Here is a 16,401-nt window from a genome sequence, read left to right on the forward strand (position 1 = left end):
TCCATTGGGAGCTGGCGTGGCTACCGAAAGTACCCACGCCACGCCAGATTTGGTCGTTCTATCGCGCCATTGGCGGCTTCGCCCAGAGCCGACCGGAATTGCCGAACACCGTCCCCGGCGTACTGTGGCAGGCGAGACGCAGCCTGTCGCGCCGCTGACCTACGCCGAGGATGTTTCAAACTCGCCGCCGCCAATGGGCAGCACCGAAGACGCGTTGTGGCTCGCGCACTGGCACTTTGAGTTGGAGAACCCGAGCTGAAAGTCTTTTCCCTCCAGTGCTGATCGACAGCAAGGGCTTCGCCAACCACCCGCTACCGGTGGGGGGCTCGGGTCTCGATGCGAGTGGTGCACAACTTCCACATCCCGGACGGTCTGATCGTTCGCAAGGACGGCTACGAGATGTGGCGGCCTGATATCAGCTGGTGATCCCATTTGCTGAACAATTGGATCCGCTTTTGTTTTTCAGCAGATGCGGACGCGTTATTTGACTGATGTATGAACTGACGCACCGTTTGCTGATCTGTTCGTGACAAGCACCACAAATTTTGATTCTCGATTGATGATCTAGGTAGCGTCCGTGCCCATGATCGTTCTTGCAACACTGTTAACGCTGGTTAATCAAGTCTCCGGAACTCCCTATGTTCCGGGTGGCGATTCTCCCGCCGGTACGGATTGCTCGGGATTGGTTTCCTGGGTCGCGAATGCGGCCAGTGACCGTCCGGTCTTCGGCAGTAGATTCGACACGGGCAACGAAGCGTCCGCCTTGGCGGCCCGCGGCTTTAGGCCAGGAACCGCTCCCAACGCCCTGGTGATTGGCTGGAATGGTGGGCATACCGCGGCCACGTTGCCCGACGGAACGCCCGTATCCAGCGGCGAAGGCGGTGGCGTGCACATCGGTGGCGGCGGGGCCTATCAGCCGCAATTCACCCATCACATGTACTTGCCGGTCGAACCCGAGGAAGCCGGCGGGGAACCACCCGCTCCCGACGCTCCGGCAGTCCTGGCCGACGCAGTGGATCCGGCACCGCCGGCACCGGCGCCCGAGCCGGAGCCGGTTGGCGACCCGGAATAACGTATTTTCGCCGGCTCGCCCGGTAACCGATACCAAATGGGGATATCAACGGTGATATCCCCATTTATCGTCTAACGGTGACTACCACGCAATACTGGAATGCCAGGCATCCATTAACTAGCGGGACCATATGCGCAACAAATCACATGACCCACGGCGAATGACCATCATCACGGAATTCGCAGAATGTGAAATAGCTCATAACGTGGGTCAACCGAGCTGCGCGACGGAGACCTCGATCTCGCCGCCCAACCGGTAGCCCGGTGCCAGCGGCAGCGTGTCACCGCTCCAAAACTTGCCCGGGTCAAACCAATTCGCGTCTTTGTCGGTGACGAGCAAGCCCATTTCCTCGTAGGTGATCGCCACCGTTTCGGCGCAGTAAGCCGTCTCCAGACCCATCTTTCGTTGTCGCTCCCGGCGCTGCTGCGTGCGCTCGTGCACCTTCTGGTCGACCCATGGCAGCCCTCGGGTCCAGTCGCCAATGGTCGGTAGCCGTCCGCGCAGCCACCGCCCGGTCAATCGCACGCTGGTCGGAAACGCCGTGCCGTTCATCCGCGCGATCACCCGCAGTAGCTCGTCCTCCTGTGTCCGGGTGGCGTACGGCGTCAGCTGTCGCAGCCAACAACGCTGGTGGTAACGCTGTGTCCAGCGCAGCACCGCTTCCCGCAGGTCGTTGAGCTGCACCCCGCGGTGGTTGGTGCCCGTCCACATGTCCACGAGCTTGTCGCCGAGTTCGGCATGCCAGATCAGGGGCGGCAAGTCGTCGATCGCCACCGTCATGCCGACGTGATTGACCGGGGCGTTGGTCAAGGTCTGGATGGCGCGGTCGGGTCCGGAGCCGCCGCGGAACAGCCACAGATCACCGGTGCGGGTTTCGTTGAGCGCTTGGTCGAGGGTCAGCATCGTCGCTAACCGTGCCACATTTAACGGGCGCAGCGGGCATCTTCTCCGTCAGCTCAGCTGGTCGGGCATAGCCTGTCGTCATGCGCAACATCTGGAAGTGGGTGGGGCTGGCCGGGTTGGCCGGAGTCGTTGCCGGCGGCGCAGTGGTGGTGCGTGATCAGCGCAAACGCCGCGCCTATACCGCAGACGAAATCCGGGCCCGGCTGCATCAACGGCTGGCCGAGGCCGGTGATCAGTCCGGGTCCGGACCGGTGTCCACCGCGAACAACCGGTAGCTACCGGAGAAGCCCTTCAACTCCACCTCGCGCCCCTCGTCGAAGACTAGGTCGTCGCAGTCCTGAACCGCGTCACGCACCGGCTCGCTGACCAGAATCTCACCACCACCGGCTTGCCCGGCCACTCGCGCGGCCATCGCGACGTTGCGGCCGAACAAGTCGTCGCCGCGGCGCACGGACCGGCCCATGTGAATGCCGATCCGCACCCGAACTTCTTGGTGGCGCTTGCGTTTTCCGTCCTGGAAGATCGCGTGCTGCATCTCGATCCCGCAGCGAACCGCCTCCTCGGCGCGCGAGAAGGCGATCATGAAACCGTCGCCCTGGCTTTTCACCACATGCCCGGACCGCTCTTGGACGAGTTTCTGAACCAGCTTGTCGTGTGCGGCGATCAGCTTCACCCAGGAGCGGTCGCCGATCCGCTCGTTGAGCGCGGTCGATTCCTCAATGTCGGAAAACAGGATGACCACTCGGCCGTCCCGGGTGACCTTGGCCAGGTCCGGCCGCTCGACCTCAGCCCAATCGGCAAGGTCTTCGATCGAACTGCGCACCGCGGCGCCGAACCCCTCTTTGCGAACCAGGTTGGCGGTCTGCCACACCGTCTTGACCGCTTCGCGGCCGCCAGAGAGTAACCAGCTGCGCGGGTCGGAACGCTGCCGCATTTCCTCGACCTCTTGGCGCGCACCGACGAGCAGCCGCCATAACACCACCAGTCCGCCGGCTTCGACGACGGCTACCCCGACTACGACGTAGAGCGCGATGTGCATGGCGTCTCCCATGGCAGACATCCTGTCAATACGCCGCTGGCCTGCTCTTGTCGGGCCGACGGGCGATGTCTAGGGTTGAATTCGGCCGCCGCGGGGAAGCAAATCTATAAGCGCCGATTTGGTGACTGTCGTGTAGACCGTCCTGGAGGTGGGGTTTGGCCGACGGCGAAGGTAACGCCTCAGATGTTTTTGTCATCTTCGGGATCACCGGAGACCTGGCCCGCAAGATGACATTTCGAGCGTTGTACCGGCTGGAATGCCGCAAGCTGCTGGACTGTCGGATCGTCGGCGTAGCCAGCGACGACATTTCCGTCGACAAGGTGATCGAGCTGGGCCGCGACGCCGTCGCCGAGGCTGGCGAGACGATCGATGACAAGGCCTTCGATCGGTTGGCCGGTCGGTTCTCCTATCTGTCCGGCGACGTCACCGACAGCGACCTTTACGAGCGGTTGTCCGAGGAGATCCGTTCCTGCCAGCGGCCGCTGTACTACCTGGAGATGCCACCGTCCCTGTTCGCTCCGATCGTGGAAAGTCTGGCCAAGGCTAATCTCTTGGAGGGCGCCCGAGTAGCGGTGGAGAAGCCGTTCGGCCACGATCTGGAATCCGCGCGCGAACTCAAGTGCCGGCTGCGTGCGGTGCTCGGCGAAGACCAGATCTTGCTGGTGGACCACTATCTGGGCAAGCAACCGGTCATCGAACTGGAGTACCTGCGGTTCGCCAACGGGGCGCTCGCCAAGCTATGGGACCGCGACACCGTTTCCGCCATCCACATCACCATGGCCGAGAACTTCGGGGTGGAGGACCGCGGCAAGTTCTACGACGCGGTCGGAACGCTGCGCGATGTCGTCCAGAACCACCTGCTGCAGGTGCTGGCGCTGATCACCATGGAGCCCCCAGTCGGGCCCACCGCCGAGGACCTCAATGACAAGAAGACCGAGGTGTTCCGCTCCATGCCGGCGTTGGACCCCAAGCAGTGTGTGCGCGGTCAGTACCGGGGCTATACCGACATCGACGGCGTGGCAAAGGATTCGCAAACCGAGACGTTCATCGCGCTGCGCTGTGAGATCGACAATTGGCGCTGGGCGGACGTGCCGATTTTCCTGCGGGCCGGCAAAGGACTGCCGGAGAAGGTCACCGAGGTCCGACTGTTCCTGCATCGAGTGCCCGGGCTGGCCTTTCTGCCCGAGCGGCGACCGGCCAAGCCGAATCAGATCGTGATCCGCATCGATCCCGACCCGGGCATGCGGCTGCAGTTGTCCGCTCAACTCGGCGACTCTTGGGAAGACATCCACCTGGACTCCTCGTTCGCCGAGGACCTCGGCGAACCGCTACGGCCCTACGAACAGCTCTTCCACGCCGGATTGACCGGCGACCACCAGCTTTTCGCCCGGGAAGACAGCGTCGAGCAGACCTGGCGGATCTTGCAGCCCCTACTGGATGATCCCTGCGAAATCCATCCGTACGACCGCGGCACCTGGGGACCCGAAGCAGCGAGTGCGCTGCTGCCGGACAGCCACTGCTGGCAAGAGCCGTGGATGCCGCGCACCAATCACAAGGATTAAGGAGAGCGAGAGTATGCAGCTAGGGATGATCGGCCTAGGTCGGATGGGCGCCAACATCGCGCGCCGCGTCACCGACGACGGGCACGAGTGCGTCGTCTACGACCACAACCCGGACGCGGTCAAGGCGATGGCGGGCGAGAAGAACATGACCGGGGCGAACTCGCTAGAGGAGTTGCGCGACAAGCTCAGTGCGCCACGGGTGGTATGGGTGATGGTGCCGGCGGGCACCATCACCACCGGAGTAATCGACGACCTGGCCAAGACCCTCGAGTCGGGCGACATCGTCATCGACGGCGGCAACACCTACTACCGCGACGACATCAAGCACGCGAAGACATTGTCCGACAACGGAATACACCTGCTCGACTGCGGAACCAGCGGCGGCGTCTGGGGCCGTGAGCGCGGCTACTGTCTGATGATCGGTGGGGATGCCGAAGCGGTCGCGCACGCCGAGCCGATCTTCGCCTCGGTTGCGCCCGGAGTGGACGCCGCGCCGCGCACGCCGGGACGAGACGGCGAGGTGGCGCAGGCGGAAAAGGGATATCTGCACTGCGGTCAGTCCGGCGCTGGTCACTTCGTCAAGATGATCCACAACGGCATCGAGTACGGCATGATGGCATCCCTGGCGGAAGGGCTGAACATCCTGCGCAACGCCGACATCGGCACCCGCATCCAGCAGGGTGACGCCGAGACCGCGCCGCTGACCTATCCCGAGTGCTACCAATACAATTTCGACATTCCCGATGTCGCCGAGGTGTGGCGGCGGGGCAGCGTAATCGGTTCCTGGCTGCTGGATCTCACCGCCAGCGCGCTGCACGAATCACCGGATCTCAAAGAGTTCTCCGGCCGGGTCTCCGATTCCGGTGAAGGCCGGTGGACCTCCATCGCTGCGATTGACGAGGGCGTGCCCTCGCCGGTGCTCACGACCGCGCTGCAATCTCGTTTCGCTTCACGTGACCTCGACGACTTCGCGAACAAGGCGCTGTCGGCGATGCGCAAGCAGTTCGGTGGGCACGCGGAAAAACCGGCTAACTGATCCGCCGGACGAAGTCCACCACGACGTCACTGAACGCGTCGTTGTCATCGCCGGCGGCGGTGTGTCCGGCGTTGGACAGCTCGGCGAACTCCGCGCGCGGCACCTTGGTCAGGAAGTCTTTGACCCCTTCCGGGCTGACCACGTCGGAAAGCTTGCCGCGGATCAACAAGATCGGGATCTGCAGGTCGACGGCGGCCTGCTCGAACCTCTCGGTGCGCAAGTCGGGATCGTCGTCAGGTTTGGTCATCATCGCCGGATCCCAATGCCAGTACCAGCGCCCGTCGTCGCGGAGGCGCAGGTTCTTTCTCAGGCCTTCGGGGCTGCGCGGCTTGCTGCGATGCGGCAGATAGGCGGCGACGGCGTCGGCCGCCTCTTCCAGCGAACCGAACCCGTGCAGTCCGCTGAACATGAAGTCGCGGATGCGCGCGCTGCCGTCCTTCTCGTACCGCGGCACCACGTCGACCAGTACCAACCCGGTGACCCGCTGAGGGCCGGCGCGTTCGGCGGCCAGGATGCCGGTCAGCCCGCCCATGCTGGCGCCGATCAGCACGACCGGGCGACCTATGGCGTCCAGGACGTGCAGTACGTCGTCGGTCATCTTCTCGATGGCGTAGTCGGCGTTGGGGGCGCGGTCGCTGTCACCATGGCCGCGGGTGTCGAGCGCGACGACGTGGTAGCCACCGTCGGCCAGAATTTGGCCGGTGGCTTTCCAGGAGAAGCGGTTCTGGCCGCCGCCGTGCAGCATCACGATGGTTGGACCGGTTCCGGTGCCGCGGTTCCACTCGTCGGCGACCAGGTTGAGGGCGTCCGCACCGGCAAATCCGACCGTCTGTGGGCTGCTGCTCACGGGCGCCTCCTCGGCTGACTTCGCACCGACGTTACCTAGCTCGGCTATCCACCTGCCTGTCGGGTCCGATGACTTATCGCGGCCGCCGGGGTCTACCCCTACGAAACCTTGCTGACCAACATTGAGGAGACGGCATGCCCGCGATCACGCCTTCGCTCTGGTTCGACGACAACCTGGAAGAAGCGGCGCAGTTCTACACGTCGGTGTTCCCGAACTCGCACATCGAGAATTTGGCGCGCACCACCGAGGCCGGCCCCGGAGAACCCGGCTCGGTGTTGTTCGGCACCTTTGTGCTGGACGGCACCCGGTTCATCGGCATCAACGGCGGCCCGGCTTTTTCCTTTGACGAGGCGGTGTCCTTCACGGTGCACTGCAAAGACCAGGAAGAAGTGGACTACTACTGGGACCGGTTGACCGCCGACGGCGGTGAAGAGTCGCAGTGCGGCTGGTTGAAGGACCGGTTCGGGCTCAGTTGGCAGATCGTGCCGGACCGGCTTTACGAGCTGGTCGGCGATCCGGATCCGGGCCGGGCCGCGGCGGCCACTCAGGCGATGCACGGCATGCGCAAGATCGTCATCGCCGACCTCGAGAAGGCGGCGGCCAACGCCTGATCAGGCGATCGCCTCGGGCAGCACCCGCAGCGGGCGAAACTCCACCCGGGAGTCCGTTGTGGTGATGCCGCGACCTTCCATCTGACCGAAGGGCAGCCCACCGAGCAGGCCCGGGTTCACCGGCGCGTCGACGGCGGCGGTCACCGCACCGGCGGAAAGCGGCGTCGCCGCCGACGCGCTGGTGAGCGCGGGGGCGGCGCTGGCCCACGCTTGCGGCACCGACAGCGTTCCGATCGACGCCGCCTTGCCCAGTCCGGCCGAGACGGCGCCGGCCACTTCGGCGGGGGCGCTGAGCGTACCCGCGGCGGCCTGGCCGGCGGCCGCGGCCGCCTCGTCGACCATCGCCGCGGCCGCCGGGAAGAGTCCCTTGATGGTCGACATCATCGACATGCCCAGCCCGGCCAGCGACGTGGAGGCGAAGAAGGGTGTGCCGAAGATGCTCATCACCGTGTTCAAGTCCTGGATCCAAGCCGGAAGCACCGACTGGGTGATGGGGTTGACGATGCCGGCCAGCGCGTTGGGCAGCGCCGAGGTCAGCTGAGAGAGCGCGTTGACGATCTCCGTCGCCACGCAGTTGCCGGCGGCTTGACCCAACGCGACGGCCTGGCTGATCAGCCCGGCCGGGTTGGCCGTTTGCGGAGGCCCGGTGAACGGGGTCAACGCGGCGGCAGCCGCGGAGCTGGCCGCGTAGCCGTACATTGCCGTCGCGTCCTGGGCCCACATCTCGCCGTATTGAGCTTCGGTGGCCGCGATCGCCGGGGTGTTCTGACCGAGGACATTCGTCGCGACGAGAGCTGCCAGCTGGCTGCGGTTGGCCGCGACCAGGGCCGGCGGAACAGTCATCGCGTAGGCCGCCTCGTAGGCCGATGCTGCCGCCGTAGCCTGACTGGCCGCCTGCTCGGCCTGCTCAGCGGTAGCGCTGAGCCATGCGGCGTAGGGGACGGCAGCGGCTGCCATCGCCGTCGCGGAAGGGCCCAGCCACGGGCCGGCGATCAACCCCGAGATCACCGATTGGAAAGAGGTCGCGGTGGCGGTCAAGTCGGTGGCCAGCGCACTCCAGGCAGCCGCGGCGGTCAGCATCGATCCCGCGCCGGGCCCGGCGTACATGCGTCCGGAGTTAACTTCTGGTGGCAACGCCGCGAACAACATCGTCCTTGGTCCTCCCTTTGTGTCCCTGGGAAATAGTTTGGTCTGGCGAGGAAGGGAAGTCTGTCGGCCGAGCGGCTACACCCGGGGATGAATGCGATGTCCCCCGATCGACCGTCTTCTTGTCCACCTGGCCGGCGGTTACGTTGGACCAGGCGGACTTGTCGCGGTAAACAGGAGTGGAGATGTCGCAACCAGGCTGGATCGACGTGAAGGGCCCCAATGGGGATCTCAAGGCCCTCACCTGGGGTCCCGCTGAAGCACCAATTGCTTTGTGCCTGCACGGTTTTCCGGACACCGCGTATGGGTGGCGCAAGGTCGCGCCGCGACTGGTCGACGCCGGTTGGCGGGTGGTCGCGCCGTTCATGCGCGGGTATGCGCCGTCGGCGATCCCGGTCGACGGCAGTTATCACGTCGGAGCGCTGATGTACGACGCGCTGCGGGTACGCGACGCCGCCGGCGGCTCCGAGCGTGATGTGGTGATCGGTCACGACTGGGGCGCCATCGCGGGAACCGGGCTGGCGGCCATGCCGGACAGTCCATTCGCCCGGGCGGTCATCATGTCGGTGCCGCCGGCTGCGGCGTTCCGTCCGTTGGGCCGAGTGCCTGACCGCGCCCGGCTGGTTCGGGAGTTACCGAGGCAGATGTTGCGCAGCTGGTACATCAGCTACTTCCAGTTGCCGTATCTGCCGGAGCGGTCGGCGGCGTGGGTGGTGCCGCGATTGTGGCGGCAGTGGTCACCGAGCTACCACGCCGAAGAAGACCTGCGCCATGTCGATGCCGCGATCGGCACCGCCGAGAGTTGGCGGGCCGCGTTGGGCCCGTATCGCGCGACGATCCGCAACACCGCGCCGCCGCAGCGCTATGCCCACCTGCACCGGATGTGGACCGAGGCACCCAAGTTGCCCACCCTGTACCTGCACGGCTACGACGATGGTTGTGCCACCCCGGCTTTCACGCATTGGACGCAGCGGGTGCTGCCCGCCGGCAGCGACGTGGCCATAGTCCCGCAAGCCGGGCATTTCCTGCAGCTCGAACAGCCCGACCGGGTCGCCGATCTGGTGCTGGAGTTCATCGGTTCTCCCGGCTAGTCAGTGGTGATGGGACCCGGGCGCCGGATGGCGGCCGTCGACGCGCAGTTCTTCTGGATGGCGGCCAAGGTCCCCAGCGATCAATTCCTGTTGTATGCCTTTGACGGTCAGCCCAGCGACTTGGCGGCCGCGCGACGCGAGGTGCTCGACCGGGCCCGGACCTGTCCGGAGCTCAATGTGCGGGTCGACGACCGCTGTCTGTTGACGTATCCACGTTGGGTGCCGGCGGCGGCCGGGCCCGAGCGGATCAGCCATCACGAACTGGCGGACAGCAGTTGGCGCGGCTGTCTGGGCGCAGTGGTCGGGCTGGCCGAACACCAGCTTGACGTACGCGAATCCCCATGGCAATTATACGTATTCACCCCGGTGTACGACATTCCGGGCCTCCGCCGCCCGGGAACCGTCGTCGTGCTGCAGGTGCCGCACGCGCTGGGCGACGGCGCACGCGCCTCGGCCATGGCGGCCTGGCTGTTCGGTCGAGACGTCGTTGTGCCGCCGGTCAGACGGGCAGCGGGTTTCCTGCCAGTGCGTGCGGCTGCCGCCGCCCGGGCCCATCGGCAACTGGTGCACGACACCGACACCGGATTGCTTGCGCCGGGCGCGGGCCTGCGGCCGCTGCTGGCGACCAATGCCCGGCCCGGACGGGAGCGGACGGTGCGCACCCTGGTGCGAGCGCGTTCCGAACTTCCCGGGCCGACGGTGACGGTCGCAGTGTTAACGGCGGTGTCGGCCGCATTGTGGCGGCTGCTCGGCGCCTCGGCCGAAAGCTTGGGCGCCGAGGTGCCGATGGCCAAACCCGGTGCACGGCACGCGCATAATCATTTCGGCAATGTCGCGGTGGGGCTGTATCCGCGGCTTAACGTCGACGATCGGGCACAGCGGATCACCGCCGAACTGGCCAATGGTCGTCGGCGCATGGCACATCCGGCGTCGCAGGCATCGGATCGTGCCTTTGCCGCGGTGCCCGGTCCGCTACTGCGGTGGGGTGTCGCCCAATTCGATCCGGAGGTCCGCCCCAGCCAGGTCGCCGGAAACACCGTGGTGTCCAGTGTCAACCGCGGACCGGCAGACCTGCGTTTCGGTGGCGCGCCGGTCGTGTTGACCGCCGGTTATCCCGCGCTTTCGCCGGTGATGGGCCTGACCCACGGCGTGCATGGCATCGGCGACACCGTCGCCATCAGCGTGCACGCGGCACAGACGGCCGTCCCTGACATCGACGCCTATGTCGACCTGCTGAACGCCGCGCTCAATGGAAGCTAGTGCGCCTCACCACGTTTCGCGGCCTCTTCCCGGGTCAGCCCGATCGCCAAGATCAGCTCCTCGTGCAGCTCGAACCACACCGTGTGATAGGAGTCGATCAACGGTCGGGTGAGCCAAGCGACGTCACCGGCTTCGACTCTCGCAAGTGCCGCATCGAGCTTGGTCGCATACGCCGCCAACCGCGGTACCTCGACGGCCGCCGCGGACACGATAGGAAGCACGCGCTGGTGAACGGCGTCGAGCCGCGCCAGCACGGCGGCGTCATACTCGGCGTCGTCGTGGGTGTTCGGTTGTCCACCTGGGCCGCCCTTGACTTGCCAGTCGGTGATCAGCGCTTTGAATTCGTCATTGACCGAACCGAACTGGTGGTAGATGTCGGTCATCACTGCCGAGTCGATGCCCGTGCGCTCTTCGGCGAGCAATGCGGTGAGCCGAGCGCGGCCCTCGGGGCTGATCCGGGACGTGCCGTCGCCGATCAACAGGCCGGCCGCGGTCAGTTCGTCGACCGCTCGGCGCACGTCGGTCTCCGGGATCGACGGGGCCAAGGTCTCCGCCAGGTCTGCCAGGGTTACTCGGCCCTTCAGCCTAACGGCCTGCAATACGCTCAGCTCTGTCACGAAACCGATTGCAGTCGAAGCGCATTCAACATGCTGATCAGGGGAGTGGCCGATACGACGTCGGTGTGACCGGCCTTCAGGGCGGCGCCCACCGCGGCTTCGGACGAGTCTTCCAACTTCGGATAGTCACCGTCGGCGTGTGCCCGCAACGGACTGATGCGCAACGCGAGGTCGGCCAGCTCCCGCAGTTCCGGCGTGTCGTGCTCCGACCAGGCCGACGGCGTTAAATCACCTTGTCGCACTTCACCTTCGTATCCGTCGACAGTGATGACCTTGCCGGCCAGTGCCGCCGCAACACCGTGACCGCAACCGACCACGGCCACCCGGCCGAGTTCCCGGCTGACCACCGCCGCGTGGCTGGCGGCGCCGCCGACCTCGGTAACGATGCCTTGTGCGGCCAGCATGCCCAGCACGTCCTCGGGCCGGGTGTGATCACGTACCAAGATGACGCGTTCTCCTCGATCGGCGGCAGCCAGCGCCTGGTCCACATCGGTGTAAGCCGTGCCGGTCGCCACCCCTGGACAAGCCGGCATCCCCTGAGCCAACAGCGGTGCGGTTAACCGGCTTTCCGGTTGCAACGAAGGCGAGAGCACGGCTTCGACGTGCGCCGGGCTCACCCGGCGCAGGGTTTCAGCGTCGTCGATCAAGCCTTCGTGTCGCAACTGCAGCGCCAGTCGCACGGCGGCTTGCGCCGACCGCTCAGCGGCCCGGGTCTGCAACAGCCATAACCGGCCGTCCTCGACGGTGAACTCGATCTCTTGCACGTCGGCGACAAGGCGTTCCAGGTTGCGCGCGGCGGTCATCAGTTCGTCGTAGACAGCCGGCTGCTCGTCGCGCAGTGCGCTGATCGGCTCGACGTCGACCAGGCCTGACACCACGTCGTCTCCTTGGCCGCCGGGTAGCCATTCGCCGAACGGTTCGTTGGCCCCCGAGATGGGATTGCGCGACGACAACACCCCGGCGCCGGACTTCTGCGTGTGGTTGCCGAACACCATTGCTTGCACAACCACCGCGGTGCCGCCCCGGTCGTCGAGTCCGCAGTGGGTGCGGTAAGCAGTGGCGCGGGGCGAATTCCAGGACGAGAACACGGCCTCGATGGCCGAGCGCAGTTGGTCGTAGGGGTCCTCGGGGACCGGGCCGCCGACAATCCGTTCATACATGCGGGTAAACCGCTGCCGGGTGTCACGCGCGAAGTCACTCGGGTGGGTTTCGGCGAGGGAGTGTTCGACGTCGTCGTTGATGCCGAGGTCGAGGATGGTGTCCATCATTCCCGGCATGGATTGGGTGGCTCCGGATCGGACGCTGACGAGCAAGGGCCGCGGCCCGCGGCCGAAGTGCCGGGAAGTCTGGGCTTCCAGCCAGCTCAACCGGTCCAGCACGTCAGCCCAGATTGCGTCGACCGTTCCGCCGGGGTCGGCGAGGTACCGCTCGCCGACGCTGGTGGTGATGCAGAACGCGGGCGGCACCGGCAGATCGTGCCGGCGCATCATGTCGATGCCGTGTCCTTTATTACCGAGGATCTCGCGCGGCAGGTGCGCTTGGCCGTCCAGCAACACGACGGTGTCGTGCAAGGCGGCCTCGGGGGAGACGCGGCCGCGCGCGCTACGAGCCACTGGCACCCCCTCGTTGTTGGGTAGTCCGATGCTGGTTGGGCAAACGCAGAACGCCGCAATGTTCCCACACGGATCAGCAAGGTCGGCGGCTCGGCGCTCCTGTCTAGACAGCGGTACCCAATGATCTAGTTTTGAACGTATGACTCCGTATGACCTCGCATTGCTGATCCTGCGGCTGGTGCTGGGCCTGACGCTCGCCGCTCACGGCCTCAACAAGTTCTTCGGCGGGGGTCGCATACCGGGGACCGCGCGTTGGTTCGAAAGCATCGGCATGAAGCCGGGGAGGTTTCACGCCACAGTCGCCGCGACCACCGAGACCGCCGCAGGGCTGGGCTTGGCGGCCGGCCTGCTCACCCCTATTCCGGCTGCGGGTTTCGTCTCACTGATGTTGGTTGCGGCGTGGACGGTGCACCGTGCCAACGGCTTTTTCATCGTCAAAGAGGGTTGGGAATACAACTTGGTGCTGGCCGTCACGGCGGTCGTGGTGGCCACTCTAGGTCCAGGCAAGCTCAGCCTGGATTACCTCATCTTCGGCAGGGACCTATGGGTCAAAGACTGGGAGGGCCTGCTGCTGTCCTTGGGCCTGGGTCTGGCCGGGGCGTTGGGGCAATTGTTGATCTTCTATCGGCCGCCCGCCAAGCAAGTGGGGTAGCGAGCGTCACGGGTCGTCCTCGGGTGCCAGCAGTTTTTCGGGGTGGTGGTAGGTGTTGGTGCGGGGTTGGCCGTAATCGAGGTGGGGTGGGGGGATCCATTCGGTGTCGCCGTTTACGTTTTGACGGGTGAGGTAGCCCTTCTCGGCCAGGGCGTGGTCGCCGCCACAGGCGAAGGTGAGGTCGTTGATGTCGGTGGTGTGGCATTGGGCATAGGGGGTGACGTGGTGGACTTCGCAGTAGTAGCCGGAGACGTCACAGCCCGGGGCGCTGCAGCCACGGACCTTGCCGTACAACACGATTCGCTGCGCGGGGGACGCCAGTCGTTTGGTGTGGTAGAGCGCCAGGGATTTGCCGCGGTCGAAGATCGCCAGATAGTGGTGGGCGTGGCGGGCTAGCCGGATCACGTCGGACATGGGCAGCAGGGTGCCGCCTCCGGTCAGGCCTTTGCCGGCGGCGGCCTCTAACTCGCGCAGGGTGGTGGTGACGATGATCGAGGCGGGTAGCCCGTTGTGCTGGCCCAGGTTGCCGCTGCACAGCAGGGCGCGGCAGGCGGCCAGCAGCCCGTCGTGGTTACGTTGCCCGGCGGAGCGCAGGTCGCCTTTGATGGCTTGCTCGGACGGTGATCCTTGCACGCACGGTGTTTCGTCGTCGGGGTTGCACATGCCCGGCGCGGCCAGCTTGGCCAGTACCGCTTCGAGGGTGGCGCGCGCTTCAGGAGTCAGGTAGCCGGACAGTCGCGACATCCCGTCCACGTCTTGCTTGCCCAACACTAGGCCGCGGCGGCGGGCGCGGTCGTCGTCGGTGTAGTCCCCGTCGGGGTGTAGGCAGTCCATCAGCCGTTCGGCGAGCTTGGCCAGCTGATCGGGCCGGTATTGACCGGCCAGCTGGGCGAGGTGGGCTTCGGCTTTCTGCTCGGTCTCCACATCGACATGGGCGGGCAGCCGGTGGAAGAACTCCCGGATCACCCGCACCTGACCCTCACCGATACGGCCCTCGCGTAGGCCGTGGGCAGTGGCGCTCAACCGCGGCGCCAACACCTCCCCGGTCAACGCCCGCCGCTGCCCCAGATCGGCGGCTTCCCCGATGCGCCGGTTGGCCTCCCCGCGGGTGATCCGCAACCGGGACGCCAACGCCGCAGGCAACCGACCACCCAACTCCTCCTCACTGGCTTGGGCGGCCAGCTGATTGATCAGTTCATGGCGCGCCGCGGGCAACCGGCGCGCCACCCGCTCCACCCGCTCGAGCACCCGCAGCCGCTCGGGGGTAGTCAGCGCGTCATACCGAAGCTCGAGTACCTGAGTGACCGCCGCGCCCAACGCCTCGTAAGCGGCGACGATCTCCTCACGCGTGCTCGAACTCATGTTCGAATAATACGTCCTCGGTCCGACAGAAATCGCATCCGAAAGCCCCGCCAGCAGCCTGAACGGTCACTGCGCAATTCCTGCGTGGCACCTGAGACTTTTACATAGCAAAGCAATCTTTGCCGCTCCCGCGCCATAAAATCCGCCCATGCTTTTGGACTTCTCGTGGTTGCCGCCGGAGATCAATTCGGCGCGGATCTTCGCCGGCGCCGGCTCGAGTCCCTTGTTGCTGGCGGCCTCCGCTTGGGAGGGCCTGGCCCAAGACTTGCAAGCCTCGGCGTCGTCGTTCCAATCCGTGATCAGCGGACTCACCGGTGGCCCGTGGGGTGGCCCGGCATCGGCGGCAATGGCCGCCGCGGCGGTCCCGTACGTGGGGTGGTTGAGCGCGGCCGCCGATCAGGCCGCAGCAGCGGCCGGTCAGGCGCGCGCCGCGGCAACAGCCTTCGAAACCGCATTGGCCGCCACGGTGCATCCGGCGGCAGTCACGGCCAACCGGGTGTCCCTGGTGTCACTCGTCGCCACCAACTTCCTCGGGCAGAACGCTCCGGCCATCGCGGCCACCGAATTCGATTACGTCGAGATGTGGGCGCAAGATGTCGCCGCGATGGTGGGATATCAATCCGGCGCGACGTCGGTCGCCGCGGCGTTGACACCGTTCAGCCTTCCGCCGTCGGGTCTGTCCGCGTTGGCCACCGCGATTTCCGGTGCGGTCAGCCCAGCCATCCAGAGCGTGACATCGGTGGCTCCCGCTCTGGTGTCACAGGCGCAGTCGCTGGCGTCGGCGGTGCCGGTTCAGTCGTTGGCGTCGGTGGCGCAGGTCGCGGCCTATCCGGCCAGCATGCTGATCTCACCGTTGACGTCATTGGCGCAAACCGCAAACGCGGGCACCGCGGGTCTGGCCAATGCAGGGGTGGCCGCCGCCGCCGATGTTCCGAAGTTCGTCGGAGACACCGCACCTGCGGTGAAAGGCATCGGCGGGGCCGGTGGTTTGGGCGGAATGTCGGCCGGGCTCGGGCAGGCCCGACTGGTCGGCGCGATGTCAGTGCCGCCCACCTGGGAAGGGTCGGTGCCGAAAGGAACGGCAAGTGTGGCGATGCAAGGAATGGGTGCCACCCCCAGTGCCGCCTCGACGAGCCAGGCCGCGGCACCGATGGGCGGCATGCCGATGATGCCGATGCCGACCGGAATGGGCGGCGCCGGCGGCGCGGGCGGCAAGGCCGGACTGATCGGGGACGGTGGTGACGGCGGCGCTGGCGGAGCCGGGAACGCCGGCGGCCTCGGGGGCAGCGGCGGAAAGGGTGGTGATGCCGTCGGCGTCGGCGACGGCGGCAACGGCGGGAACAGCGGAACGGGCGCGGCCTCAGGTCTCGGCGGCACCGGCGGCACCGGCGGCGTCCTGATCGGGGCCGACGGATTCGCCGGGGTGAAGTAACCCGCAACGCAAAGGGTGACGGCGGCCCGGCGTCCGGGCCGCCGTCACCGATGCGTGTGTTACGCCCAGCTGGAGCCGACCGCGGAGTCGGTTTGGGCCATGTTGCTGCCCGCCGACTGCACCTTCTGGCCGTGGCTGTTGGCCTGCTCGTAGACCAC

The 16,401-nt window shown here is 66.2% G+C and carries 15 protein-coding genes and 2 pseudogenes; 9 read left to right on the top strand and 8 right to left on the bottom strand.

Translation table 11 applies throughout. From position 1 onward, the window contains the following. Positions 1 to 583 precede the first annotated feature (583 nt). Complete coding sequence (locus A9W95_RS03915) at positions 584 to 1,072, top strand: glycoside hydrolase (protein WP_067409322.1); 489 nt, start codon at positions 584 to 586, stop codon at positions 1,070 to 1,072. A 210-nt stretch (positions 1,073 to 1,282) separates the two neighbouring features. On the opposite strand, the gene A9W95_RS03920 is transcribed toward A9W95_RS03915, so the two are convergent. After that, positions 1,283 to 1,975, bottom strand: a complete 693-nt coding sequence (locus A9W95_RS03920; RefSeq protein ID WP_067409323.1) for a guanylate cyclase — start codon at positions 1,973 to 1,975, stop codon at positions 1,283 to 1,285. A gap of 80 nt (positions 1,976 to 2,055) precedes the next feature. Between A9W95_RS03920 and A9W95_RS03925 the strand changes: the two genes are divergently transcribed. After that, positions 2,056 to 2,250 carry a hypothetical protein gene (locus tag A9W95_RS03925; RefSeq protein WP_067409324.1) on the top strand — a complete coding sequence of 65 codons (195 nt, stop codon included), beginning with the start codon at positions 2,056 to 2,058 and terminating at the stop codon, positions 2,248 to 2,250. Here A9W95_RS03925 and A9W95_RS03930 read toward each other — a convergent pair. Further along, positions 2,208 to 3,035 carry an adenylate/guanylate cyclase domain-containing protein gene (locus tag A9W95_RS03930; protein ID WP_067409325.1) on the bottom strand — a complete coding sequence of 276 codons (828 nt, stop codon included), beginning with the start codon at positions 3,033 to 3,035 and terminating at the stop codon, positions 2,208 to 2,210. The genes A9W95_RS03925 and A9W95_RS03930 overlap by 43 nt on opposite strands. A gap of 134 nt (positions 3,036 to 3,169) precedes the next feature. Here A9W95_RS03930 and A9W95_RS03935 point away from each other — a divergent pair, with 134 nt between their 5' ends. Continuing rightward, a complete protein-coding gene (locus A9W95_RS03935) occupies positions 3,170 to 4,576 on the top strand; it encodes a glucose-6-phosphate dehydrogenase (RefSeq protein WP_067409326.1) in 1,407 nt (468 codons plus the stop codon). Positions 4,577 to 4,589: 13 nt separating this feature from the next. Next, on the top strand, positions 4,590 to 5,612 hold the full coding sequence (gene gnd / locus A9W95_RS03940) for a phosphogluconate dehydrogenase (NAD(+)-dependent, decarboxylating) (protein ID WP_067409327.1): 1,023 nt from the start codon (positions 4,590 to 4,592) through the stop codon (positions 5,610 to 5,612). Here the strand turns inward: gnd and A9W95_RS03945 are convergent. Next, positions 5,605 to 6,459: an alpha/beta fold hydrolase gene (locus A9W95_RS03945; protein ID WP_067409328.1), complete on the bottom strand. Its 855-nt coding sequence runs from the start codon at positions 6,457 to 6,459 to the stop codon at positions 5,605 to 5,607. The genes gnd and A9W95_RS03945 overlap by 8 nt on opposite strands. A 134-nt stretch (positions 6,460 to 6,593) precedes the next feature. On the opposite strand from A9W95_RS03945, the gene A9W95_RS03950 reads away from it, so the two are divergent. After that, positions 6,594 to 7,070 carry a VOC family protein gene (locus A9W95_RS03950; protein ID WP_067409329.1) on the top strand — a complete coding sequence of 159 codons (477 nt, stop codon included), beginning with the start codon at positions 6,594 to 6,596 and terminating at the stop codon, positions 7,068 to 7,070. On the opposite strand, the gene A9W95_RS03955 is transcribed toward A9W95_RS03950, so the two are convergent. Beyond that, entirely contained in the window at positions 7,071 to 8,219 is a 1,149-nt protein-coding gene (locus A9W95_RS03955; RefSeq protein ID WP_067409330.1) for a PPE family protein, read from the bottom strand. It abuts the gene before it with no gap. A gap of 182 nt (positions 8,220 to 8,401) precedes the next feature. Between A9W95_RS03955 and A9W95_RS03960 the strand changes: the two genes are divergently transcribed. Beyond that, positions 8,402 to 9,307 (top strand): alpha/beta fold hydrolase, encoded by a 906-nt coding sequence (locus tag A9W95_RS03960; protein ID WP_067409335.1) that lies wholly within the window; start codon positions 8,402 to 8,404, stop codon positions 9,305 to 9,307. Positions 9,308 to 9,334: 27 nt separating this feature from the next. Next, positions 9,335 to 10,567 (top strand): WS/DGAT domain-containing protein, encoded by a 1,233-nt coding sequence (locus A9W95_RS03965; RefSeq protein ID WP_067409337.1) that lies wholly within the window; start codon positions 9,335 to 9,337, stop codon positions 10,565 to 10,567. Here A9W95_RS03965 and A9W95_RS03970 read toward each other — a convergent pair. Together A9W95_RS03970 and A9W95_RS03975 are read right to left on the bottom strand one after the other, a co-directional pair. Continuing rightward, the gene (locus A9W95_RS03970; RefSeq protein ID WP_067409331.1) at positions 10,564 to 11,184 is read right to left on the bottom strand and encodes a hypothetical protein; all 621 of its coding nucleotides are present in this window, start codon (positions 11,182 to 11,184) and stop codon (positions 10,564 to 10,566) included. The genes A9W95_RS03965 and A9W95_RS03970 overlap by 4 nt on opposite strands. Continuing rightward, a complete protein-coding gene (locus A9W95_RS03975; protein ID WP_172826552.1) occupies positions 11,181 to 12,797 on the bottom strand; it encodes a pyruvate, phosphate dikinase in 1,617 nt (538 codons plus the stop codon). Before A9W95_RS03975 ends, A9W95_RS03970 begins: the two co-directional genes overlap by 4 nt. Positions 12,798 to 12,936: 139 nt before the next feature. On the opposite strand from A9W95_RS03975, the gene A9W95_RS03980 reads away from it, so the two are divergent. After that, positions 12,937 to 13,449, top strand: a complete 513-nt coding sequence (locus A9W95_RS03980) for a DoxX family protein (protein ID WP_067409332.1) — start codon at positions 12,937 to 12,939, stop codon at positions 13,447 to 13,449. Between the two features lie 6 nt (positions 13,450 to 13,455). Here the strand turns inward: A9W95_RS03980 and A9W95_RS03985 are convergent, their stop codons facing one another. Next, entirely contained in the window at positions 13,456 to 14,811 is a 1,356-nt protein-coding gene (locus A9W95_RS03985; protein ID WP_067409333.1) for an HNH endonuclease signature motif containing protein, read from the bottom strand. A gap of 148 nt (positions 14,812 to 14,959) precedes the next feature. Between A9W95_RS03985 and A9W95_RS03990 the strand changes: the two are divergent. Beyond that, positions 14,960 to 16,051: pseudogene (locus A9W95_RS03990) on the top strand (PPE family protein); the annotation flags it as partial. 251 nt (positions 16,052 to 16,302) lie between these two features. Here the strand turns inward: A9W95_RS03990 and A9W95_RS03995 are convergent. Beyond that, positions 16,303 to 16,401, bottom strand: a pseudogene (locus tag A9W95_RS03995) (type VII secretion protein EsxI); the annotation flags it as partial.

The sequence above is a fragment of the Mycobacterium sp. 1423905.2 genome (assembly GCF_001673155.1).
Taxonomy (GTDB): domain Bacteria; phylum Actinomycetota; class Actinomycetes; order Mycobacteriales; family Mycobacteriaceae; genus Mycobacterium.